The 20,487-nt window shown below is 71.6% G+C and carries 18 protein-coding genes and 1 riboswitch; of the genes, 10 read left to right on the top strand and 8 right to left on the bottom strand.

The window, feature by feature from the left end; translation table 11 throughout:
- The 5 genes from guaA to BFF76_RS08395 form a co-directional block, all read left to right on the top strand.
- Nucleotides 1–792 (top strand): glutamine-hydrolyzing GMP synthase (gene guaA, locus BFF76_RS08415; protein ID WP_141695577.1); only part of this gene is annotated, 792 nt, incomplete at its 5' end.
- A gap of 116 nt (nucleotides 793–908) precedes the next feature.
- Nucleotides 909–1,514, top strand: a complete 606-nt coding sequence (locus BFF76_RS08410; RefSeq protein ID WP_031096502.1) for a Uma2 family endonuclease — start codon at nucleotides 909–911, stop codon at nucleotides 1,512–1,514.
- A 56-nt stretch (nucleotides 1,515–1,570) separates the two neighbouring features.
- Nucleotides 1,571–2,326 (top strand): SAM-dependent methyltransferase, encoded by a 756-nt coding sequence (locus BFF76_RS08405; RefSeq protein ID WP_031096504.1) that lies wholly within the window; start codon nucleotides 1,571–1,573, stop codon nucleotides 2,324–2,326.
- A gap of 128 nt (nucleotides 2,327–2,454) precedes the next feature.
- Nucleotides 2,455–3,723 carry a hypothetical protein gene (locus BFF76_RS08400; protein WP_031096507.1) on the top strand — a complete coding sequence of 423 codons (1,269 nt, stop codon included), beginning with the start codon at nucleotides 2,455–2,457 and terminating at the stop codon, nucleotides 3,721–3,723.
- Nucleotides 3,724–3,798: 75 nt separating this feature from the next.
- A complete protein-coding gene (locus BFF76_RS08395; protein ID WP_031096509.1) occupies nucleotides 3,799–4,308 on the top strand; it encodes a DoxX family protein in 510 nt (169 codons plus the stop codon).
- Nucleotides 4,309–4,368: 60 nt separating this feature from the next.
- Here BFF76_RS08395 and BFF76_RS08390 read toward each other — a convergent pair whose 3' ends face one another.
- Together BFF76_RS08390 and BFF76_RS08385 are read right to left on the bottom strand one after the other, a co-directional pair.
- On the bottom strand, nucleotides 4,369–4,638 hold the full coding sequence (locus tag BFF76_RS08390; protein ID WP_031096511.1) for a hypothetical protein: 270 nt from the start codon (nucleotides 4,636–4,638) through the stop codon (nucleotides 4,369–4,371).
- Nucleotides 4,625–5,959 carry a PspC domain-containing protein gene (locus BFF76_RS08385; RefSeq protein ID WP_065847841.1) on the bottom strand — a complete coding sequence of 445 codons (1,335 nt, stop codon included), beginning with the start codon at nucleotides 5,957–5,959 and terminating at the stop codon, nucleotides 4,625–4,627. The genes BFF76_RS08390 and BFF76_RS08385 overlap by 14 nt, the downstream gene beginning before the upstream one ends.
- 184 nt (nucleotides 5,960–6,143) lie before the next feature.
- Between BFF76_RS08385 and BFF76_RS08380 the strand changes: the two genes are divergently transcribed.
- Both BFF76_RS08380 and BFF76_RS08375 read left to right on the top strand, forming a co-directional pair.
- Nucleotides 6,144–7,454: an ATP-binding protein gene (locus BFF76_RS08380; RefSeq protein WP_031096515.1), complete on the top strand. Its 1,311-nt coding sequence runs from the start codon at nucleotides 6,144–6,146 to the stop codon at nucleotides 7,452–7,454.
- The gene (locus tag BFF76_RS08375) at nucleotides 7,451–8,146 is read left to right on the top strand and encodes a LuxR C-terminal-related transcriptional regulator (RefSeq protein ID WP_031096516.1); all 696 of its coding nucleotides are present in this window, start codon (nucleotides 7,451–7,453) and stop codon (nucleotides 8,144–8,146) included. The genes BFF76_RS08380 and BFF76_RS08375 overlap by 4 nt, the downstream gene beginning before the upstream one ends.
- 80 nt (nucleotides 8,147–8,226) lie before the next feature.
- On the opposite strand, the gene BFF76_RS08370 is transcribed toward BFF76_RS08375, so the two are convergent.
- Both BFF76_RS08370 and BFF76_RS08365 read right to left on the bottom strand, forming a co-directional pair.
- Nucleotides 8,227–8,982, bottom strand: coding sequence for a GNAT family N-acetyltransferase (locus BFF76_RS08370; RefSeq protein WP_053930301.1), 756 nt, complete (start codon nucleotides 8,980–8,982; stop codon nucleotides 8,227–8,229).
- Nucleotides 8,983–8,994: 12 nt separating this feature from the next.
- A complete protein-coding gene (locus BFF76_RS08365; RefSeq protein ID WP_053930302.1) occupies nucleotides 8,995–10,062 on the bottom strand; it encodes a C40 family peptidase in 1,068 nt (355 codons plus the stop codon).
- Nucleotides 10,063–10,416: 354 nt separating this feature from the next.
- Here BFF76_RS08365 and BFF76_RS08360 point away from each other — a divergent pair, with 354 nt between their 5' ends.
- Nucleotides 10,417–10,770 (top strand): hypothetical protein, encoded by a 354-nt coding sequence (locus tag BFF76_RS08360; protein WP_031096522.1) that lies wholly within the window; start codon nucleotides 10,417–10,419, stop codon nucleotides 10,768–10,770.
- 141 nt (nucleotides 10,771–10,911) lie between these two features.
- On the opposite strand, the gene BFF76_RS08355 is transcribed toward BFF76_RS08360, so the two are convergent.
- On the bottom strand, nucleotides 10,912–12,063 hold the full coding sequence (locus BFF76_RS08355) for a C40 family peptidase (protein WP_031096524.1): 1,152 nt from the start codon (nucleotides 12,061–12,063) through the stop codon (nucleotides 10,912–10,914).
- Nucleotides 12,062–12,223, bottom strand: a riboswitch (cyclic di-AMP (ydaO/yuaA leader). It overlaps the preceding gene by 2 nt.
- A gap of 257 nt (nucleotides 12,224–12,480) precedes the next feature.
- On the opposite strand from BFF76_RS08355, the gene pcrA reads away from it, so the two are divergent.
- A complete protein-coding gene (pcrA, locus tag BFF76_RS08350; RefSeq protein WP_065847839.1) occupies nucleotides 12,481–14,919 on the top strand; it encodes a DNA helicase PcrA in 2,439 nt (812 codons plus the stop codon).
- A gap of 34 nt (nucleotides 14,920–14,953) precedes the next feature.
- Here the strand turns inward: pcrA and BFF76_RS08345 are convergent, their stop codons facing one another.
- Nucleotides 14,954–16,582 (bottom strand): M23 family metallopeptidase, encoded by a 1,629-nt coding sequence (locus BFF76_RS08345; protein ID WP_065847837.1) that lies wholly within the window; start codon nucleotides 16,580–16,582, stop codon nucleotides 14,954–14,956.
- A gap of 268 nt (nucleotides 16,583–16,850) precedes the next feature.
- Entirely contained in the window at nucleotides 16,851–17,807 is a 957-nt protein-coding gene (locus BFF76_RS08340; protein WP_079122344.1) for an esterase/lipase family protein, read from the bottom strand.
- A 343-nt stretch (nucleotides 17,808–18,150) separates the two neighbouring features.
- On the opposite strand from BFF76_RS08340, the gene BFF76_RS08335 reads away from it, so the two are divergent.
- The gene (locus BFF76_RS08335; RefSeq protein WP_031096529.1) at nucleotides 18,151–18,564 is read left to right on the top strand and encodes a coenzyme B12-dependent isobutyryl CoA mutase small subunit; all 414 of its coding nucleotides are present in this window, start codon (nucleotides 18,151–18,153) and stop codon (nucleotides 18,562–18,564) included.
- Nucleotides 18,565–18,798: 234 nt separating this feature from the next.
- Here the strand turns inward: BFF76_RS08335 and BFF76_RS08330 are convergent, their stop codons facing one another.
- Nucleotides 18,799–20,424, bottom strand: coding sequence for a DUF5691 domain-containing protein (locus BFF76_RS08330; protein ID WP_053930304.1), 1,626 nt, complete (start codon nucleotides 20,422–20,424; stop codon nucleotides 18,799–18,801).
- Nucleotides 20,425–20,487: the final 63 nt, after the last annotated feature.

Below are 20,487 nucleotides of genomic sequence, written 5' to 3'. Positions count from 1 at the left end.
AAGGGCGAGACCGAGCAGGTCGAGAAGGACTTCGTGGCCGCGACCGGTGCGAAGCTGAAGGTCGTCGACGCGGAGAAGCGCTTCCTCGACGCCCTGGCCGGTGTGTCCGACCCGGAGCAGAAGCGGAAGATCATCGGCCGCGAGTTCATCCGTGTCTTCGAGCAGGCCCAGCTGGAGATCCTCCAGGAGGACGGCCCCGAGGTCGCCTTCCTCGTCCAGGGCACGCTCTACCCGGACGTCGTCGAGTCCGGCGGCGGCACCGGCACCGCAAACATCAAGTCCCACCACAACGTGGGCGGGCTCCCCGACGACATCGAGTTCCAGCTCGTCGAGCCACTGCGCCAGCTGTTCAAGGACGAGGTCCGGATGGTCGGCCAGGAGCTCGGCCTGCCGGAGGAGATCGTCCAGCGGCAGCCGTTCCCCGGCCCCGGCCTCGGGATCCGCATCGTCGGCGACGTCACCAAGGAGCGGCTCGATCTGCTGCGCGAGGCCGACGCCATCGCCCGCGAGGAGCTGACCGCGGCCGGCCTGGACCGCGACATCTGGCAGTGCCCGGTGGTCCTGCTCGCGGACGTCCGCAGCGTCGGCGTCCAGGGCGACGGCCGCACCTACGGCCACCCGATCGTGCTGCGCCCGGTCTCCTCCGAGGACGCCATGACGGCCGACTGGTCGCGCCTGCCGTACGAGACGCTGGCCAAGATCTCGACCCGCATCACCAACGAGGTCGCCGAGGTCAACCGCGTGGTGCTCGACGTGACGAGCAAGCCGCCGGGGACCATCGAGTGGGAGTGATCCCCGCCCTCTGAGGTCAATGCCGATGCCGTCGCTCATTCGTTTGGGCGGCGGCATTGTCGTATCCGCTGGGTACGCTGGCTGAGGAGACGAGACTCAGCCCCATGGGAGCCATCATGAGTGCCGCACCCGACGACGATCTGGCCGAGCACTACCACTACCCCGTCCCCCCGCCCCAGGGCTGGGTGGCGGAGGATCTCGATCAGCTTCCGGACCTGCCACGGCACACAGAGCTGATCGACGGGAGTCTCGTCTTCGTGAGTCCGCAACGGAAGTTCCACACGCGCGTGATGTGGTTGCTGGAGAGGGCGCTGCTGGCGCACCTTCCGACCGGCCTGGACGTCGACCGGGAGATGAGCATCAGACTCGACAGCAGTAACAGGCCGGAGCCGGATCTGCTGGTCTACCGCGCGGAGGCGGACACGGGCGCCGACCAGACGTGGTACGCCCCGGAGGACGTCGTCCTGGCTGTCGAAGTGGTGTCGCCGGACTCCGTCGACCGGGACCGTGATGTCAAGCCCCGCAAGTACGCGGCTGCTGGGATCAGGCATTTCTGGCGGGTCGAGGCGAACGATGACGGCTTGCCCGTCGTGTACGTCTACGAACTCGACCCCGCGCTCAAGGCCTACACGCCCACGGGGATCCATCACAACAAGCTCAAGCTGAATGTGCCGTTCCCGGTCGAGGCGGACCTCACGGAGATCTACAACCGGGGCCGCTGACCGGGGGCGGCAAAACGCGTGGCCCGTCGCGGCGCTGCCGTGCCAGGCTGAGGGGCATGTCCGACGAAGAGATCCGCGCACTCATGTCCGCACCGGGCAACGACCGCCTCACTTGGAACACCCCGCTGTCCGAGGCGCACGCCGCCCAGCTGGTCACCGCCTGCGCGCCCGCTCCCGGCGCCCGGATCGCCGACTTCGGCAGCGGCTGGGGCGAGTTGCTGATGCGCCTGGTCGAAGCGGCTCCCGGTTCCACCGGGGACGGCATCGAGACCGACCCGGAAGCCGTGGGGCGGGGACGGCGCCTTGCGGAGGAGCGAGCGCTCGCCGACCGGGTGCACTTCCACGAGACCCCGGCCGCCGGACATACGGAGGGTGGCTACGACCTCGCCGTCTCCATCGGCTCCGCCCACGCCTGGCCCGGCGGCACCCCGGACGCGCTCAAGGCCCTGCGCGCGGCCGTACGACCCGGCGGCCGGGTGCTGTTCGGCGACGGGTTCTGGGAGCGGGAGCCGTCGCCCGCCGCGTTGGAGGGCCTCGGCGCGGAACCGGACGACTTCGGCTCGCTCCTGGAGCTGATCCGGCAGGCGGAGGCGGCGGGGCTCAGGCCGCTCCAGGTGACCGTCGCCGACCAGCGGGAGTGGGACCTCTTCGAATCCGCCGCCAACATCGGGCGCGGCGAGCGCTGGGCCCTGGCCAACCCCGGGCACCGGCTGCACGCCGGGGTGACCGAGGCCGTCGACGCCCGTCGCAGCGGCTACTACGGCGGTTACCGGGGAACGCTGGGCCTCGCCTACCTCGTCCTCGGCACCTGACAATCGAACATTTCCACGACATGCGCCCCCGGCCCGCCCCGATGCAGGGTGAGCCCCTCCCGTACGGCACAATTCGCAGAAATCAACAGTGAGTTGGCTCTACAGGTTGGGAAAGGGCGGCGTTCTCCGTGGCGTTGGACGAGGCGAGGGCGAAAAGTGCGCACGGCGGTGGCTGTACGTGCGGCGACTGCCCGCACGGAGCACGCGAAGGTCACCGGCGGGCCGTGGCGGCCTTCCTCGCCAAGCGGGACGAACTCGCCGCAGGACAGGGCCTGCCCGGAGGGGTCGCCCAGTCCGTCTCCGCGTCCCGGCAGTGGGTGTCGGACGAACTGACCGAGTCGGCCCGTTCCGTAGCCGAACGCAGCCGTGAGGCCGGTGACGCCTGGCTCCACACCCTCTGGACGCGCACCCTCGTCGTCGTATGGGGAGGGGTGGCCCTGCTGGTCATCGGCGAGGCCGTCACCGCCATCGGGGCCGGCTGGTCCACGGCCCGCACCGCGGGCTTGATCGCCGCCTGCGTGACCGCGGGTCTGCTGACCGGAGCCGCCCGGGTCCACCGGTCCCGCGGCGGCCTGCTCGCCCCGCTGATCGGTGAGGACAACCGGCTCTCCACCTCGCGCACCGTCGCCGCCTCCTGGGTGCTCCTCGCCGCCTTCGCCGTGCTCGTCCTCGCGCTGCAACTGGCCGGGGCGTCCGACCACGCCGACCGTGACGCCCTGATCGAGGGGCTGGACCTGGTCCGCTCGGCCGGCGTGCTGACCGTGCTCGCGCTGGTGTGCGCCGTCGCCGTCGTCGTACGCCGGGTGGTGACCGTGCGCGTACTGGGCCAGCGACTGCAGAAGCTCCGCGCCGACCGTCCGCGGGCCGCCGATCTGCTGACCGACGACTCCGGGCGCGGCAGCTTCACCGATGTGCAGTACGTGCTGGTCAGCGCCGTCGCCGTGCTGTTCGCCGCGGTCCGGCTGGCCCGCCGCCCGGAGCAGCTGCCGGATCTGCCGTGGGGCCTGGCCGTCCTGGTGGCCGTCTCGGCGGCGACCTACTTCGCGGGCAAGTACGCGGAGGGCGGCCGGCCGGTCATCCTGTCGGTCGTCCGGGCCAGGGAGGCCGGGGACCTCGACGCCCCGATCCGTACCGGCGACGACATCGAGATCCGCGGCGCCGGCTTCGTCCCGCCCGGTGCCGGCAGCCCCGACCGGCTGGCCCGGGTGGTCGTCAGGATCGGGCGGGTGCACGTGCACGTCCCCCTGATCCCGGTGACCGGAGGCTTCGCCAACCCTTCGGACACCGTGCTCACCGTGCCCGTGCCCGTCGAGGTCGAACCCGGCGCGGTGGAGGTCCAGGTCGTCACGGCGGCGGGGGTGGAGACGAACGCCTGCCTCATCGACGTCACGGACTGACCCGCACACCTGGTGAGCCGCCCCGAACCGGCGTACGTATGGTCTTGTCAAGGGCCAACGGAAGGCGGGGCAGTGATGCGCGGTTACAGGGGCGGTTCCTACGGGCTGGACGAGCCGAGAAGTCTCCGGGACCGGGCGCGGGACCACGCCCTCCTTCCCCTGAGGATCTTTCTCGGCGTCACGTTCGTCTACGCGGGGATCGACAAGCTGACCGACAGCGCGTTCCTGTCGGCGAGCGGGGCCGGTTCCATCGGCGAGATGATGAACGCCGTACGCGACAGCGCGGCGATCCCCGGCCTCGTCGACCTGGCCCTGAAGAGTCCCGAGGGCTTCGGCTACGCCATCGCGATCGGCGAACTCCTCGTCGGCCTCGGCACCCTCGCCGGCCTGTGGGCACGGCTCGCGGCGCTCGGCGGGGCGCTGATCTCGCTGAGCCTGTGGCTGACCGTCAGCTGGCAGAGCACGCCGTACTACTACGGCAACGACCTGGTCTACCTCATGGCCTGGCTGCCACTGCTGCTCGCGGGCGCGCCGTACTGGTCGCTGGACGCCCTGCGTACGCCTCGGCGCGCCATGAGGGGATGAGCACCTCCCTCGATCCACAACCCTGCCCCACGGCCTTCTGACAGGCATTGCCGACGGTGGTCACGGAGTCCCGGCCGGACCACCCGATGAACGCCCCGGTGGCGTCGTCTCGTTCTCCGCCGACGTCCTCCGTGCCTGACGCCGTCGCCGCAGCCGGTAGCTCATCCACGTCACGGTGGCCGCCAGCCACAGGCCACCGAGGAACACCGGGGCGAAGAACGTCCAGGAGGCGTTCCACGATCCCGCCGCGTCCGCCGCGTAGCCGGCCGCCAGGGTCAGCATGACGAGGCCAGCAACCGCGCGGCCCGGCCGGATCTCATGACGCGGCACGGGTTACCTCCAGCTGTCCGATGCCGATTCCCATGCCCAGCTCGACGGTGCCGGCGGGCTTGCTGCCCTTCGGGGGCATGAGGGTGCGTCGCGTGCGCTGATCGGGGGCGATGTCCACGTCCTTGCGCCGGTCCGTGGGGAACTGGATGTCTCCGAGACCTGTTTCGGCGTCCACCTCCACCGTCACCCCCGCCGGTACGACGACGAGCGCGCGGCCCACCCCCACCTCGACACGGATGCGCAGGGTCTCGCCCTTCGCGACGGTGATCCGGGACAGGTCGAGCCTCGCGACCCCGGTGCCCAGCTTGTACTGCGGCTGGACCGTGGCCACCGAGGCCGGGCGCCACTCCTTGCGGACCCAGTCGGTACCGATGTCCTGCGGGAGGACCGAGGCTCCCGCCAGCAGCCCTGCCGTGATCATGGCCAGCAGGATCGTGCCGAAGCCGGTCCTGCCGAGGACGGAGGCGATCAGCAGGCCGAGGCCGAACACCCCCAGGGCTGCGGCGAGCCCGATCTGCAGGCTGGTGCCGAGCGGATGGGCCTCCCAGCTCAGCCCCGTGCCGAGACCGCCCGCGATCAGGGCGAACAGGAGGACGAGGCCGCCGATCGACCGGGGGCCCCGGGTGCCAGGCGCGCGGTGGGGCGGCCGGAACGGGGCGTCCGCGGTCGCCCTGCGCCCGCGGGGCTCCGCCGCCTCCGGCTCCGCGTCCGCCGGACCCCACAGATAGCCGGTGCCCGCCGGGCCGGTCGTGCCGTCCTTGACGATCGGATCCCGCCACCAGGACGGGCCGCCCGGCGTGGGCGGCGCCTTCACCTCGGGCGGCGCCCCGTGGCCGGCGGTGTGCGGGGTGCTCCCCGGGGTGTGCGCCGCGGTGCCCGGCGGGTCCTCGGGCGGGAACGTCCTGCGGTGCTGGGTCCAGACCGAGAAGCCGATGACGCTCAGGGACAGCATCGCGGCGAAGGCGAGCATCCCACCGTTGTGCAGCATCGACAGCAGCAGCCCGCAGCCCACCAGGGCCAGCAGCAGCGCGATCAGGGAAGCGCCCTCGACCCGGCCGGAGAGCAGTCGGCGCGCCTCGTTCTCGTCCTCGCCCTCCATGGGGAGCAGCAACCACGCGAAGCCGTAGAAGATCAGGCCGATGCCGCCCGTCACGGCGAGGACACCGAGCACGATCCGGAAGATCACCGGGTCCACGTCGCAGTACCGGCCGAGCCCGCCGCACACCCCGGCCACCACTTTCTGCCGCGGGCTGCGCTGCAGCCGCGGTGCCGGCTCGGGGGGCGGCGCGACGCCCGGGGAGGCGTCCTGGGGAACGGTCATGGCTCCATGGTGACGGTCCGTACGTCCTCGTGGGACCCGCGGCGACCCTGGACGATCCCTGATATTGCGTTCCTCCCGCCCCTGGGGGCCCGTCCGGAGGTCCGCGCGTCGCCGCGAGGCAATCAGGGTCGAGTCCGGGCAGACCCTGATGCCGGGGCACGCCGGTACGTGTGACGATCGGTGCATGCCAGCAGCCACGACCCGAGCCCCGAGCTCCCACGCCCCGGACCCGGAGGAGCCGGCGCCCCGCAAGCTCTACCGCAGCGCCGACGGGCGGATGCTCGGCGGGGTCGCGCGCGGGCTCGCCGGACATCTGGGGCTGCCCGTCGCCTGGGTCCGGTTCGTCTTCCTGGGGCTGTTCTTCGCCGACGGCCTCGGCGCCCTGCTCTACGCCGTGTTCTGGATCGTCGTGCCGCTCGGTCTCGGCGGGGTCGGCGGTGCCGGTGGTGCGGGCGGGATGGAGAGATCCTTCTTCGAAACCGCGCCGGACGGCCGGCGCAGACTCCGCAAGCCCGACCAGGGCCAGGTCTTCGCTCTGGTCGCGCTGCTCGTCGGAGCCATGATCTTCGTCGGCAACGTCGACATGGGAAGCGAGGCGGACCGTTACGTCTGGCCGGCGCTGCTGATCGGCGCGGGCTCCGTCCTGGTGTGGCGTCAGGCCGACAACGCGCGACGCGCCCGCTGGATCGACGAGGTCGGCCGTCGGCGCCGCGTGCTGCACCTGGCCCGTGGGCTGGCCGGTGTCGCACTCGTCGGCCTCGGCCTCGCCGCCTTCATGGTGGTGCGGGGCTCGGCAGCCCAGCTCGGCACCGCACTGACCGCCGCCGGCGCCGTCGTCACCGGTATCGCGCTGCTCGCGGGCCCCTACCTCGTGCGCATGACACAGGACCTCTCCGAGGAACGTCTGATGCGCATCCGGGCCCAGGAGCGTGCCGAGGTCGCCGCCCATGTCCACGACTCCGTCCTGCACACGCTCACGCTGATACAGCGCAACGCCGACGACGGCGGCGAGGTCCGCAGGCTCGCCCGTGCGCAGGAACGCGAGCTGCGCAACTGGCTGTACGACCCGTCGGGTACGGGCAAGGACGAGGACGACGAGCCCACGCATCTGGCCGAGGCCGTCAAGCGCGCCGCCGCCGAGGTCGAGGACAAGCACGGCGTCCCGCTGGAGGTCGTCGTCGTCGGCGACTGCCCGCTCGACGAGAGGCTGGCGGCGCAGATGCAGGCCGCACGCGAGGCGATGGTCAACGCCGCCAAGTACGGTGGCGAGGGCGGCGCGGTCCAGGTCTTCGCGGAGGTCGAGGGCCGCACGGTCTTCGTCTCCGTACGGGACCGGGGGCCGGGGTTCGACCTGGACGCCGTACCGGGCGACAGGATGGGCGTACGAGAATCGATCATCGGCCGGATGCAGCGCAACGGCGGTACGGCGCGGCTGCGTTCGGTGCCCGGCGGGGGCACGGAGGTCGAGCTGGAGATGGAGAGGGCGAGCGAATGACCGAGAACACCGAGGCCACCGGGGGCCCGGAGCGCCGGGTACGGGTCGTGCTCGTCGACGACCACCGGATGTTCCGCACCGGGGTCCAGGCCGAGATCGGCCGCACCGAGGAGACCGGGGTCGAGGTCGTCGGTGAGGCCGCCGACGTCGACCAGGCCGTCACCGTGATCACCGCGACCCGGCCCGAGGTCGTCCTCCTCGACGTCCACCTCCCGGGAGGCGGCGGGGTCGAGGTGCTGCGGCGCTGCGCCCCGATGATGGGCGCGGTCGAGAACCCGGTGCGCTTCCTGGCGCTGTCCGTCTCCGACGCCGCCGAGGACGTCATCGGTGTCATCCGTGGCGGCGCCCGCGGCTACGTCACCAAGACCATCACCGGCAGCGACCTGGTCGACTCCGTCTTCCGGGTCCAGGAAGGCGACGCGGTGTTCTCGCCGCGGCTGGCCGGCTTCGTCCTCGACGCCTTCGCCTCCACGGACGCGCCGCCGGTCGACGAGGACCTGGACCGTCTGACGCAGCGCGAGCGCGAGGTGCTGCGGCTGATCGCCCGGGGGTATGCGTACAAGGAGATCGCCAAGCAGCTGTTCATCTCGGTGAAGACGGTCGAGTCCCATGTCTCGGCCGTGCTGCGCAAGCTCCAGCTGTCCAACCGGCACGAGCTGACCCGGTGGGCGACGGCGCGACGGCTGGTCTGAGCCCCGCGCACGCACGCTCGGGCGGGGGCCTGCTCAGGCCGGGGCGAGCTCAGGCCGGGGCGAGCTCAGGCCGGGCGAGCTCAGGCCGGGTCGAGTGAGATGTTGAGCTTCTCGCCTGTCCTGCGGTAGCCGATCCCGGCGTAGATCCGCTCGACGTCGGGGCTGCCGGGTTCCAGCCATACCGCGTCGTAGCCGCGCTCGAAGGCGGTGCGGGTCAGCCAGGCGGAGAGCGCGGCACCGACGCCCCGGCGGCGGAAGGCGTCGGCGACGGCCAGGCCGGCCAGTTCGCCGATCCCGTCGGCCGGAACCGAGCAGCCGCCCGCACCGGCGGGCCGGCCGGACACGGTGGCGAGGGCCGAGACGCCACCGCCCGCCGTCGCCCCGCGCAGCCAGGCGATCTCGCCGTCGTCGGGGCCGCCCTCGCCACCGAAACCGGTGTGCTGGACGGCCGCGGCCGAGGTGAACTCCGCGTCGGTGACCGGCTCGGCGATGCGCAGGCCGTCCACCGGCTTGGGGGCGAGCAGATCGTCGGGGGCGCAGGCCAGGACCGGAGCACGGTTCTCGACCGTGAAACCGGCTGCCAGCAGGGCCGGTTCGACGGCGGGTGCCCAGGAGGGCAGGAATTCCAGCCGGGGCAGCCGGTCGTGCTCGCGGAACGCCGCGACCAGGTCGGCGATGTCCTGCGCGCCGGGTTCGGCGTCCCGGTCGGGGATGGCGTAGTTGGCGAACTTCAGTTCCCAGCCCGGATTGTGGCGCACCGTGAAGGGCCCCACCCGGTAGTGGTCCGGGGAGCGGAGGGCGAGCGTGCGCGCGTAAGTCTGGATGGCGGTGTCCATGAGCCCGGGAGCCTATGCGATCCGGGTCGCTCCCGCGAAGGGCATTTCGCTGATCGGCGCGATACGGACCGGGGCACCGGGGCGCGGGGCGTGGATCATCTGGCCGCCGCCGATGTAGAGCCCGACGTGGGTGACCCCTGAGTAGAAGAACACGAGGTCGCCGGGCGCCAGTTCGGAGCGGGAGACGCGCTGACCCGCGTTGATCTGGGTGTACGTCGTCCGGGGCAGTGACACACCCGCTGCTCGCCAGGCTGCCTGGGTGAGGCCGGAGCAGTCGAAGGAGGAGGGGCCGGTGGCGCCCCAGACGTACGGTTTGCCGAGAGCCCCGTACGCGAAGTCGATGGCCTGCGCCGCGCGGGCGTTGGGGGCGGCCACCGAGCCGCGGGCAACGCTGCGGTCGGCACGGACGCCGCCGCCGTGCGCGGCGTCGGCGGTGCGCTCGTAGCCGGCGCGCTGGTCGGCGGTGAGGGTGGCCAGGAGTTTGCGGGCGTCGGCGAGCTTGGTGCGGACGGCGTCCTTGTGCTTCTCCAGTTCGGCCCGGCGGGAGGCGAGGACCGTGAGCTCGTCCTCGGCGCGGGCGCGCAGCTGGGCGATGTCGCTGATCTGCCGGCGTACGCCCCTGATCGCACCGGCCTGGCGGTCGCCCGCCCGGTCCTCGTAGGAGGCGCGCTCCAGGTACTCGTCGGGGTCGGAGGAGAGGGCCAGCCGGACGGCGGGGTCGACGCCGGCGCTCCGGTACTGGGCGGTGGCGAACGAACCGAGAGCGTCGCGCGCGGAGTTGAGGCGCTCGGTCCTGCGGGCCGCCTCGTCGCGCAGCGCGTCGAGGGACTTCTCGGTCGCGGCCGCCTGTTCCTTGGCTCCGTTGTACTTCTCGGTCGCTACCTCGGCGTCGTGGTAGAGGCGGTCGACCTTGGCCTCGACCTGGGCCGGGGTGGCCTGGGGATCGGCCTGGGCGGAGCCCTCCAGAACGGTCGCGGTGGCCGCGCCGACGAGGGCGAGCGTCGCGGCGGTGCGGGCGGCGGGCCCGGTGAACAGGCGCTGTCCGGGCTTGCGGTGAGCGGCTTCTCGATGGGCGGCCACGGGGTGGTGCGTCCTTCCGGTCGACTGCCCGTCGGAGGGTGCCGACGGGCCCGCCGGGGTCCGGCGACGGGCCACCACAGGGGGGAGTGGCCCGCCGCCGGACCCCGGCGGAGCGACCGGGGCGCCGCCCGTACGGGGGCGGCGGCGCGGAACCGGTCACCTGGGAGGGACGCTAAGCCCGGTACACGCGAAAGAGGCGTAATGACAGCTATTGCCCTCATGTGCTGTTTCGTTTCCGCCGGATGACAGGAAAATTCAACCGGAGTCAGGCAATTCGTGCAGACATAGGGGCAACTCATCGGTAAGTCGTACCTGGCCGAAGAGTGGTGATATAGCCATGGCTAGGCTGCGGCCATGGACGTACTCATCAATGTCTTCGTGGCTCTGCACATCATCGGTATCGCCTCCCTGCTGGGTGGCTTCCTGACCCAGATGAAGGCCATGGGGGCGGGCACCGCCCGCTTCGTCCCGGCCATGCTGCACGGTGCGCTCACGATGCTCGTCACGGGTGTCGCCCTGGTCGGGCTCAACCAGGCCGACGACCAGAGCGTGAACAACATCAAGATCGGCGTCAAGCTGCTGGTCCTGATCGTGATCCTGGCGCTCGTCTACGTGAAGCGGGACGAGGAGAAGGCGGGCAAGGGGGCGTTCGCCGCGGTCGGCGGGCTGACGGTCGCCAACATCTTCATCGCCACGCTCTGGACCTGAGCGGGGCGGGCGTACGGAGGAGGGCCCGGGGGGCGACCCCGGGCCCTCCTCCGTTTCAGGCCATGATCCGGTGCGCTGTGCGGCGTGCGCAGTGTCCGGTGTGCTGTGCGGCGTGAGCGGTGCGGTGTGAACCGTCCTGCGTCACGCCGGGCGCACGCTGCCGTAGATCGGCATGTAGTAGATCGACTCCTCGCGGACGTTCGCCCCCGGCTTCGGCGCGTGGATCATCATGCCGTCGCCCTTGTAGATGCCGACGTGGCTGATGTCGTCGTAGAAGAACACCAGGTCCCCCGGCTGCAGGTCCGCAGTGGCCACCCGGGTGCCCACCTCGACCTGGTCCCAGGTGGTGCGCGGCAGATCGACTCCCGCTGCCTTCCAGGCGGCCTGGGTGAGACCTGAGCAGTCGTACGAGGACGGGCCGGTCGCTCCCCAGACGTAGGGCTTGCCGATCTGGGCGCGCGCGAACGCCAGGACCTTCTCGGCCTTCGACGCGTAGCCGCTGTCGGAGCCCGTGCCGGTACCGGTCCCCGTGCCCGTACCGGTGCCGGCCTCCTCCTTCGCGGCCTCTTCGGCCTTCTCCTTCTCGGCGGCGGCCTGCTGCCGGGCCAGTTCCTCGGCCTTGCGCTCGGCCTCGGCCTCCTTCTTGCGCTCCAGCTCCGCGAGCCGTGCCTTCTCCTCGGCGGTCAGCTCCGACAGCAGCGAGCGGGCCTCGGTCAGCTTCGTCTGCACCTGCTGCTTGCTGGTGCGCAGCGAGGCCTGCGACGCGGTGAGCGTCTCCAGGCTCTTCGTCGCCTCGACGCGCTTCTCCGCGGCCTCCTTCTGCTGCGTACGGAAGTCCGCGACCGCCTTCTGCTGCTGGCTGGTCATCCGCGCCATCAGCTGGTCCTGGTCGAAGTACGACTGCGGGTCGTCCGCGAGGAAGAAGGTCGCCGTCGGGGCGATCGAGCCGCTGCGGTACTGCGCGGCCGCGTAGCTGCCCAGCTCCCGGCGCGTCTCGTTCAGCTTGTCGGCCCGCTTCGCCGCGGCCTCGAGCAGGGCGTCGACCACGGATCGCTGTTCGGCCGACGCGGTCTTCGCCTTGTTGTACTGCTGCGTGGCGGTACCGGCCTGCCGGTACAGGGCGTCGACCTTCTTCTGCACTTCCTCGATGCTGGGCCTGGGCTCGGTGGGGGCGGCCGTCGCGCTCTGCGTGGAGAGCAGGGTGACGGAGGCGAGCGCCGCCGTCGTGAGACCGACGGCGGGGGTGGTGCGCGCACGGGTGCGCGGCTTGCGATGCGACGCCAAGGCCGGCATCTCCTTCCGTGGACCGCCTACCGGGTTAGCTGTCGGGTTCGGGCGGAACGGAAGGCTGCCCTACGGTCCGGTGGAAACGGACCGATTCACCCCGGTGCTGCGTGTGGGTCCCCGGTTCCGGGCTCCCTTCGGGGGAGTACGGATTCGGCGGGGGCGCCCGTGCGGCGCGGTTCGCCTCAAGGGGGTACGGGGCACCCGTCGGAGCACGCTAGCCAACCCGTGGTGTCCCTGTGAAGGTTGATGTTCGATATGCCCGATACGTTTTCGTGACCTTTTCCGTGTGGCGGTCCGCGAGGCCGGAAAAGGCCCCCTGATCTCACATAACGTGAATGATCCGTCTCGTTGCGCGCACGGTCCCGGGTCCTTGTCGCGGATGCGGCCCGGGCTGTCGGTGCGGCCGCCTAGACTCGTGAGGCGATGAGCAGCCTCTTTGACGACAGTTTCCTGACCGGCCTCCAGCAAGCGGAGGACGGCCCGCCGCCGCCCCCCGAGGAGCGTGCACCCGAAGCGGTGCCGGAGGGCCTCTTCGAGGGCGTCTACGACGCGCCTCCGCCGCCGCGTGACGCCTATTACCGCGACGGTGCCCCGCGCCCCGCGATCGACGCCGCCGCGCTGCTCGACGGGCTGAACACCGAGCAGCGCGCCGCCGTCGTGCACGCCGGGTCCCCGCTGCTCATCGTCGCCGGGGCGGGATCGGGCAAGACCCGGGTCCTCACGCACCGGATCGCCCATCTCCTGGCCGAGCGCGGGGTGCACCCGGGGCAGATCCTCGCGATCACCTTCACCAACAAGGCCGCCGGCGAGATGAAGGAGCGTGTCGAGGACCTCGTCGGCCCGCGCGCCAACGCCATGTGGGTCATGACCTTCCACAGCGCCTGCGTGCGGATCCTGCGCCGCGAGTCGAAGCGCCTGGGCTTCACCTCGTCGTTCTCGATCTACGACGCCGCCGACTCCAAGCGGCTGATGGCGCTGGTCTGCCGCGATCTGGACCTCGACCCGAAGCGCTACCCGCCGAAGTCGTTCACGGCGAAGGTCTCGAACCTGAAGAACGAGCTCATCGACGAGGAGACCTTCGCGGGGCAGGCCGCCGACGGTTTCGAGAAGACGCTGGCGCAGGCCTACGCGCTCTACCAGGCGAGGCTCCGTGAGGCCAACGCCCTGGACTTCGACGACATCATCATGACCACGGTCCACCTGCTCCAGGCGTTCCCGGATGTCGCCGAGCACTACCGCCGCCGCTTCCGGCACGTCATGGTCGACGAGTACCAGGACACCAACCACGCGCAGTACACCCTCGTGCGCGAGCTGGTGGGCCCGTCCGGCGAGGCCGAGGCCCCCGGCGAGCTGTGTGTCGTCGGTGACGCGGACCAGTCGATCTACGCCTTCCGCGGCGCGACGATCCGCAACATCCTCCAGTTCGAGGAGGACTATCCGGACGCGACCACGATCATGCTGGAGCAGAACTACCGCTCCACGCAGACGATCCTGTCCGCGGCCAACGCCGTCATCGAGCGCAACGAGAGCCGCCGCCCCAAGAACCTCTGGACGAACGCGGGCGCCGGTACCCGGATCAGCGGCTACGTCGCGGACACCGAGCACGACGAGGCGCAGTTCGTCGCCGACGAGATCGACCGCCTCACGGACACCGGGGACGCGAAGGCGGGCGACGTCGCCGTCTTCTACCGTACGAACGCCCAGTCCCGTGTCTTCGAAGAGATCTTCATCCGCGTCGGGCTGCCCTACAAGGTCGTCGGCGGAGTGCGCTTCTACGAGCGCAAGGAGGTCAGGGACGTCCTGGCCTACCTCCGGGTCCTCTCCAACCCCGAGGACACCGTCCCGTTGCGCCGTATCCTCAACGTGCCAAAGCGGGGCATCGGCGACCGGGCCGAGGCGATGATCGACGCCCTGTCGATGCGCGAGAAGATCTCCTTCCCGCAGGCCCTGCGCCGCGTCGACGAGGCGTACGGCATGGCGGCCAGGTCGGCCAACGCCGTGAAGCGGTTCAACACGCTGATGGAGGAGCTCCGCACGATCGTGGAGTCGGGGGCGGGGCCGGCGGTCGTCGTGGAGGCCGTCATGGAGCGGACCGGCTATCTCGCCGAACTCCAGGCGTCCACCGACCCGCAGGACGAGACCCGTATCGAGAACCTCCAGGAGCTCGCCTCCGTCGCCCTCGAGTTCGAGCAGGAGCGGGCGGAGGAGGAGGGCGCGGGCACACTCGCCGAGTTCCTCGAGAAGGTCGCGCTCGTCGCCGACGCCGACCAGATCCCCGACGAGGACGAGGACGGCTCCGGTGTCGTCACGCTGATGACGCTGCACACCGCCAAGGGCCTCGAATTCCCCGTGGTCTTCCTGACCGGCATGGAGGACGGCGTCTTCCCGCACATGCGCGCGCTGGGCCAGGTGAAGGAACTGGAGGAGGAGCGCCGGCTCGCCTACGTGGGCATCACGCGTGCCCGCGAGCGGCTGTATCTGACCCGGGCCTCCATGCGGAGCGCCTGGGGACAGCCTTCGTACAACCCGCCGTCGCGGTTCCTGGAGGAGATCCCGGACCAGCACCTGGAGTGGAAGCGCAAGGGCCCGATGGCGGCTCCGGCGGGACCGACGTCGGGGATCACGTCGTCGCTGTCCTCGTCGCGCTCCGCGTCGGGGCCCTCGGGCTTCGCGACCAGGCGCACCGCGGACAAGCCGGTGGTCACCCTGGTGGCGGGGGACCGGGTCACGCACGACCAGTTCGGTCTGGGCACGGTGACGGCGGTCGAGGGGTTCGGTGACCAGGCGAAGGCCACGGTCGACTTCGGCGACGAGAGGCCGAAGAAACTGCTGCTGCGCTACGCGCCGGTCGAGAAGCTCTGAGCCGGGCCGGCCGGCACCCTGGTGCCGGCCGGTCTCAGTTCGGGTTGATGCCGTGGCTGCTGAACCACGGCATCGGGTCGATCGCCGAGCCGCCGCCTGGCCGTACCTCGAAGTGCAGGTGCGGGCCGGTGGAGTTGCCGGAGTTCCCCGAGTAGGCGATGACGTCCCCGGCCTTCACCGGGCCGGAGCGGATCTTGGTGGTGCTGAGGTGGCAGTACCACGTCTCGGTGCCGTCGGCCGCGGTGACGATGGCCATGTTCCCGTAGGCGCTGTTCCACTGGGTGCGGACCGTGCCGTCGGTCGCCGCCATCACCTGGGTGCCGTAGGCAACGGGGAAGTCGATGCCCGTGTGCACGGACATCCAGTTCACTCCGGCCTGGCCGTACATGGCGCTGAGGCCGTGCTGCGCCACGGGGAGGACGAACTTGGGGCGTGCGGCCTCGCGGCGTGCAGCCTCCTCCTCCCGCTTCTTCTTCTCCGTGGCCTGACGCTCCTTCAGGTCGATGCGCTCCTGGGTGCGGCTGGCGCGGTCGGCGAAGTTCTCGGCGTCGGCACTGAGATTGGCGAGCTGGGTGTCCAGCTTGTTGTTGGCCACGGCCGGCTTGACCGTCTCGGCGGCCGCCATGGACGTGGAGTCGTCCTTCGTCTCCTCGCCTCCGGCCACGCCGCTCACCGAGGCGGCGGCGATGCCCGCCACGCTCATGACGCAGGCGGAGGGGACGGCGACGGTGAGGAGAGCGGAACGCTTCGCGGGGGTGCGGCGCCGGCCCCGGCTGCCGCGCTGGGTGGCGGAACGGCTCACGGGCCGCGCGGTGGCCTGGACAGCTGGGGATTCCGCGGTCACGTCGAAGACGTCCGGCGCCGGTTCGGTGACGTCCGGCATCGGCTCGGCGCCCTCGGCCCCGGCCGTTTCGTAGCCCTCCGTGTAAGCGTCCGGGTACGTGTCCGTCCGAGCGGCCCCGGTTCCTTCGAACCCTGCACCGTCGGTTCCGGCGTGGCCGTGGGAGCCGGAGTCGTCGTGGGGCGCGAACTCGGCCGTTACGTACGGCTCGTAGGACGCCGGCTGGTGTTCGTACGAGGGATACGACGTCTGTTCGGTGGCGTACGCGGCGTTCTCGGGCGTGGCGCTGCTGTTCCAGGCGGTGGCGTCGTAGGTGCCCGTGTCGGCGGCCGCGTAGCTTTCGTACCCCGCGGTCTCGAAGGCGGGAGCGGTGTAGGTGCCGGTCGTGTAGGCCGTGGTGTCAAAAGTGGCGGTGGGGAAGGCGCCGGTGTCGCCGGCGTCCCACTGACCGGCCTGGCCGGTGTGGTCCCAGCCTGTGGTGTCCCACTGGCCCGTCGCGTCCGGGGCGGCTGCCTGGGCCGGGAGCCCCGCATCGGGCATCCAGGTGCCGGTCGTGTCGTAAGTCGGGGGCGCCTGCGGATGGGTCTGGGCGTCGTAGGCGTCGTACGAGGCCTGTTGATGCGCGCCGGTGTCCCATTGGCCGCCGTCGTACCCGTTGCCGTAGCCGTTGTCGTACGCCGGGGTGTGGTCGCCGCCGTACGGAGCCTCGTGGCTGCTGTCCTGCCCGCCCGGCAGGGTCCCGAAGAGTGGGTCGGTGTCGAAGCCGCCGGTGGAATGGCTGTCGTATCCGGCATACCCGGCGTGGGGGTGCTGGTCGTTCACCAACTTCTCTCTCGCCTCGGCAGCAGGACCTGTTCCGCGGGGGTCCGGTGGGGGGACCCCAGGGTGAGCAGTGGCCGCGACTGTACCCGGCGGTACGTGAGGACGACAATCTTCGGCGGTGTTTAGCTCCGCAGGAAACGGGCAATCGGACGCCTTTCGGTGAACCGGGGAGCCAGGCTTGGTTCTATGTTCGAAATGCGTTCTATTGAGGAGGGGTGCGAGCGCTCCTCGGTGCTCCTCGGCGGTCCCCGGCAGTCCTGGGCACGAGTCAGGCGACCGAGGCCGATCCCGGATTGCCGATGGCCGCTCCGTCGGACTCGAGTGCCTGACGGATCGCGGAGGCGACCGCGGGATGCACCGGAAGGGCGAGATGTCCGATACCGGTGACGCGCACGTTCACCGCGTCGAGGTCGGGATGATCGACGCAGGCCGTCTCGACCGGGAGCATCACCCTGTCCAGCTCGCTCCAGAAGCTGATGAACCGCGTCCGGCAGCCCGGAGCGGGGCGGCGCAGCTCGTCGATCAGATCCGATCCGCTCCGCATCTGGCGGACGATGGGGTGAGCGCCCGCCAGCGGGGCGGCGGCCGTGCCGCCGTGCGGCGTACCGAGGGTCACCAGTGTGCGTACCCTGCGGTCCCCGCCGAGCCGCTGGACGTAGTACCGAGCGATCAGGCCGCCGAGGCTGTGGCCGACGATGTCGATCTCGCGGTGCCCGGTGCGGGCGCAGATCTCTTCCACGTGGCGGTCGAGCAGCTCGGCCGCCGTGCGGATGTCGCAGGTCAGGGGCGAGTAGTTGAGCGACTCGAGGTGGTGCCAGCCGTGGCGGGCCAGGGAGCGGCGGAGCAGGACGAAGACGGAGCGGTTGTCGATGAACCCGTGCAGGAGGACGACGGGCGGGCGGTCGCCCGCCGTGGTGGGCAGTGCGGCCACGGTGGCCGTCGCGTCGGCCGGCGGCGCGGTCCTTGCGGGGTGCCCGGCCGGTTCCGCCGTACGGGTGATCCGGCCGGGGGCTTCAGGTCCGGCGCCGGTGCCGGGGGTGGTGCCGGGGCCGGGCGGAGGTACGGGGCTCCGGCGTTCCGGGGTGAGGCCGGAGGGATAGATGAGCACGTGCCCGGCGAGGATCACCAACTCCAGCGCGGTGGCTCTGATCAGCGTCGAGGACAGCCAGCTCGGGCGCAGACAGGAACTGCGCAGCAGTGGGGGTAGGAAAGGCAGGACCCTCATGGCCGACCTCCTGCACCGGCGCACGGGGAGGCGGCTCCCTGCCCGTACGCCCTCACGGGGGTCGCTGCGGAGGCTGCCGACGGCCCTGCTGCGGCCGGGGGTCGTACCACCGTGCCGTGCGGCTGACGGCGCGGTGGTACGACGACCTCGTTGCGGCTCCCTCGGCGGCGCTCCCGGCGCGGCCAACGAGCCGACCGGTGCTGGGAACGACGCCGGCGAACATGTCCCATGTGTGATTTCCCCCTCCCGGCCCACCGTGAAACGAGACCGTGCGGGATGCTGTAGATAACGTTCGTTCACATCACCGGCCCTCCGGGTACGGGAGACGCATGTGGAGGCATTGATGGGTGTGACCGGTCCGATCCGTGTGGTGGTGGCCAAGCCGGGCCTCGACGGCCATGACCGCGGGGCGAAGGTGATCGCGCGGGCGCTGCGGGACGCGGGCATGGAGGTCATCTACACGGGGCTCCACCAGACCCCCGAGCAGATCGTGGACACGGCGATCCAGGAGGACGCCGACGCCATCGGTCTCTCGATCCTCTCCGGTGCGCACAACACGCTCTTCGCGAAGGTCATCGAGCTGCTGAAGGAGCGCGACGCCGAGGACATCAAGGTGTTCGGCGGCGGCATCATCCCCGAGGCGGACATCGCTCCGCTGAAGGAGCAGGGCGTGGCCGAGATCTTCACCCCGGGTGCGACGACGACCTCGATCGTCGACTGGGTGAACGCACACGTCCGCCAGCCCGCGGAGGCCTGAGCCCGCTGGTGGTGCCCGGGGGTGTCCGTGGCTTGGGAGGTTCGGCTCGGGCCGGGTTCGAGGAGTGGCCCGGGCAACGGCCCGCGCACGGCTGTGCCGGGACGGAGGACTGGCCCGTCGGGGTGAACTCGGCTCAGGGCCGGGCCGGTGAATGCTGACCCCGGCCGCGTATCCGGGCGTGCCTTAACCCTGTGCGTGGCCCTTCCCGTCACTCCGTGCCGTCACTCCGTGCCGTCACTCCGTGCCGTCACCCCGGGCCAGCTCCGCGTCCATGGTGGCGCGCAGGCGCAGGGTGGAGACCAGGCGCTGGAAAGCCTCCGACCAGTAGCCACCCGCACCGGGAGAAGCGCCTTCCGGCTCGTCCGGCGTGGTGGTGAGGACCGCGAGCCGCTCTGCCTCGGCGGGGTTCAGGCAGCGCTCGGCGAGGCCCATCACCCCGCTGAAGCTCCAGGGATAGCTTCCCGCGTCCCGAGCGATGTCCAGTGCGTCGACCACCGAGCGGCCCAGCGGCCCGTCCCACGGCACGGAGCAGACGCCGAGCAGCTGGAAGGCGTCGGACAGGCCGTGCGCGGCTATGAAGCCGGCGACCCAGAGCGCCCGTTCGCCGGGGGGCAGGGTGGCGAGGAGCTTCGACCGCTCCGCCGGCGACGCCGTCCCGGGGCCGTTCGCCGGAGGTGTCGAGGGGGCGCCGAGCAGTGCACGCGCCCAGTGGGGATCCCGCTGCCGCACGGCGGCCCGGCACCAGGCGGCATGCAGTTCACCTGCCCAGCCGTCGGCGACCGGCAGTGCCACGAGCACCTGGGCCGTCCGGCCGCCGAATCTCTCCCGCCAGACACCGAGCGGAGTCGCCTCCACCAACTGGCCGAGCCACCATGACCGCTCACCGCGGCCCGGGGGCGGCACCGGGACCACGCCGTCGCGCTGCATCGCCGCGTCGCATTCGTGCGGCGCCTCCACGCCGATGGACAGCACGTCCCCCGTACGGTCGGGGTTCACACAGGTCGTGGCACGGGCCGCCATCCGACGGGCGAGCGCCGAATCGGGCAGCGCGGACAGCAGCTCGGCCGCCGTGGAGCGGACGTTGCGGCTGCGGTCCGCGAGAGCTTCCTCCAGGAACGCCTCGTCGGCCCCGGAGAGGCCGGACCGCAGGGAATCGAGGAACATCAGCCGGTCCTCGGCACGCTCCGAGGCCCAGGTGCCGGCGAGCAGGGAGCGGGCGGCCCCGGGATCCTTCTCCCGGAGGGCCCCGAGCAGCGCGACCCGCTCGGCGAAGAGGCCCTCCTCCCAGAGCAGGCCGACCTCCCCGGGATCCGTCGTGACCGGGCGCGGCCTGCCGCGCGAGGAGGCACGCAGCGCGAACTTCCACTCCGGATTCAGCCCGGCCAGCCAGAGTCCTCGTGGCCCGGCGAACGCCAGGACGTGCGGACGCAGATCCGTACGCGCTCTCGCCGCGTCCAGCAGGGCGGGCAGCAACTCCGCCGGCGCCCGGTAGCCGCGCGCACCTGCGGAGGCCAGCCACTGGGGGATGAGCTCGGTGAGATCGGGAGCCACTCCCCGGCGCCCGCCGCTGGGTGGCGCCGAGCGGTCGGCGAGCAACTGGGCGAGCCTGCGGCGGGCGGCGGCAGGCAGTGGGGGCCGGGGATCGGCGGGTGCGGGCTCCGGCAGGGCGGCCCCGGTGGCCGGCCGCAGAGCCGCCCTGCGCCGCACCGTGTGAACCGCCGCCGAGCCGAGCAGTGCCGCCGGACCGGCTGCGGCGCCGCCCTCCACCCTGAGCGGGCGCCGGTCGGTGCCGAGGAGCGCCGAAGTGACGAGGTCTTCCCAGGGGGCGCTCAGGGGCACCCCGGTCGTGTCGGTGGGCATCGGTTCCCTTCCGGTGGTCCGGGCATCGTGGGCTGGGGCCAGTGCGCCTCAACGGGAGGACGG

Source organism: Streptomyces mutomycini, from assembly GCF_001700505.1.
GTDB classification, from domain to species: Bacteria; Actinomycetota; Actinomycetes; order Streptomycetales; family Streptomycetaceae; genus Streptomyces; species Streptomyces mutomycini.
The sequence above is the reverse complement of the archived record's forward strand: the minus strand, read 5'-3'. Positions and strand labels throughout refer to the sequence as shown.

Bases quoted from the DNA above. Each gene is read 5' to 3' on its own strand.
- BFF76_RS08355 (WP_031096524.1), bottom strand. From the start codon at position 12,063: ATGCCGGCCTTGGCGTCGCATCGCAAGCCGCGCACCCGTGCGCGCACC.
- BFF76_RS08410 (WP_031096502.1), top strand. From the start codon at position 909: ATGAGTGCCGCACCCGACGACGATCTGGCCGAGCACTACCACTACCCC.
- BFF76_RS08395 (WP_031096509.1), top strand. From the start codon at position 3,799: ATGCGCGGTTACAGGGGCGGTTCCTACGGGCTGGACGAGCCGAGAAGT.
- BFF76_RS08405 (WP_031096504.1), top strand. From the start codon at position 1,571: ATGTCCGACGAAGAGATCCGCGCACTCATGTCCGCACCGGGCAACGAC.
- BFF76_RS08360 (WP_031096522.1), top strand. From the start codon at position 10,417: ATGGACGTACTCATCAATGTCTTCGTGGCTCTGCACATCATCGGTATC.
- BFF76_RS08385 (WP_065847841.1), bottom strand. From the start codon at position 5,959: ATGACCGTTCCCCAGGACGCCTCCCCGGGCGTCGCGCCGCCCCCCGAG.
- BFF76_RS08370 (WP_053930301.1), bottom strand. From the start codon at position 8,982: ATGGACACCGCCATCCAGACTTACGCGCGCACGCTCGCCCTCCGCTCC.
- BFF76_RS08380 (WP_031096515.1), top strand. From the start codon at position 6,144: ATGCCAGCAGCCACGACCCGAGCCCCGAGCTCCCACGCCCCGGACCCG.
- BFF76_RS08375 (WP_031096516.1), top strand. From the start codon at position 7,451: ATGACCGAGAACACCGAGGCCACCGGGGGCCCGGAGCGCCGGGTACGG.
- pcrA (WP_065847839.1), top strand. From the start codon at position 12,481: ATGAGCAGCCTCTTTGACGACAGTTTCCTGACCGGCCTCCAGCAAGCG.
- BFF76_RS08335 (WP_031096529.1), top strand. From the start codon at position 18,151: ATGGGTGTGACCGGTCCGATCCGTGTGGTGGTGGCCAAGCCGGGCCTC.
- BFF76_RS08340 (WP_079122344.1), bottom strand. From the start codon at position 17,807: ATGAGGGTCCTGCCTTTCCTACCCCCACTGCTGCGCAGTTCCTGTCTG.
- BFF76_RS08330 (WP_053930304.1), bottom strand. From the start codon at position 20,424: ATGCCCACCGACACGACCGGGGTGCCCCTGAGCGCCCCCTGGGAAGAC.